Raw genomic sequence first — 1,327 nt, forward strand, 5'->3', positions numbered from 1 at the left:
CTTATAGTTACTCCGTTCCATTAATTAATGTATTTACCTATCTCATTAATACATGGAATATGCTTCTGTTGATCACGAATATTTGAGCGGAAACAATCAATGTTTGTAACAAGACTTTCGGATCAACAGGAGTAATTTGTTTCAATACGCATACTCAGGGATTGTCGTAATGCCGACTATCTATAAGACTTGCGAGAAACACTATTAGCCTCTATTTATTCTTTCACTTTACCTCTAGGAGGCCCAAAATGGAAGCCTTTAACATCTCAGGTTTTGCTGCCCTTATCGGGATCGATTGGGCCGACCGTAAACATGATATTTGTGAAATAAACCGCGATACAAATACACAATATTTAAGTGTGATTTCCTCTGAGCCTAAGTCAATTAATGCATGGGCGCTTGAGTTAAAACAACGCTACAACGGCAGACCCGTTGCTGTCGCGTGTGAGCTAAAAAAAGGTCCACTTATATATGCACTCAGTAAATTTAAGCACATTATATTATTTGTGATTAACCCATCAAGTGTCGCTAAATACCGTGCAGCATTTTCGCACAGCGGGGCTAAAGATGATCCTACTGATGCGATTATTCAAGTTGAAATTCTACAACTTCACATGGATAAATTAACGGTTATTAGACCTGACTCAGAAGAAGTTAGGTGCCTTGCACAGCTTGTCGAATACAGACGTAAATTAGTACAAGATCGTGTTAATTTAACCAATAAAATAGCCACAACGCTAAAAAATTATTATCCCCACGTGATTGATTGGTTTAAAGAAAAGGACACTCAAATATTCTGTGACTTTTTACTGCGTTGGCCCTCTCTTACTCACGCTAAAAAAGCGAGAAAGCAAACACTACTCGACTTCTTTAATCAACATAACTCCCGCTACCCACTCGTTAATGAAAAGCGGATAAAAGAAATAAAGGATGCTGAAATTCTCACCGATGATATGGCCGTGATCACGCCAAACTTATTGCTTATTGAATGCCTCGTTCCTCAACTCAAACATTTAATGCAGGCAATAACCCGATTTGATGACGAAATTAAAACGCTTTATAAGCAACATAAAGATCGCGCTATTTTTGATAGTTTACCAGGTGCAGGACCACAATTAGCGCCTCGGTTATTAGCCGCTATGGGGTCAAATCGTGACCGTTATAAGTGCGCTGCTGACATACAAAAATACGCAGGCATTGCCCCTGTTACCGAGCGCAGTGGCAAGAAGGAATGGATACACTGGCGATATTCGTGCACTAAATTTTTAAGGCAAACATTTGTTGAATGGGCAGGATTATCTGTGCGTTATTCATTTTGGGCAAAAGC

The 1,327-nt window shown here is 39.5% G+C and carries 1 protein-coding gene; it reads left to right on the top strand.

Annotation, left to right across the window (positions count from 1 at the left end; genetic code table 11):
* Window positions 1-248: 248 nt before the first annotated feature.
* A partial coding sequence (locus AAEZ22_RS18040; protein WP_352298341.1) for an IS110 family transposase occupies window positions 249-1,327 on the top strand: 1,079 nt, incomplete at its 3' end.

Origin of the sequence: Pseudoalteromonas sp. 20-MNA-CIBAN-0454, assembly GCF_040308685.1 — a bacterium.
Lineage (GTDB): Bacteria > Pseudomonadota > Gammaproteobacteria > Enterobacterales > Alteromonadaceae > Pseudoalteromonas > Pseudoalteromonas nigrifaciens.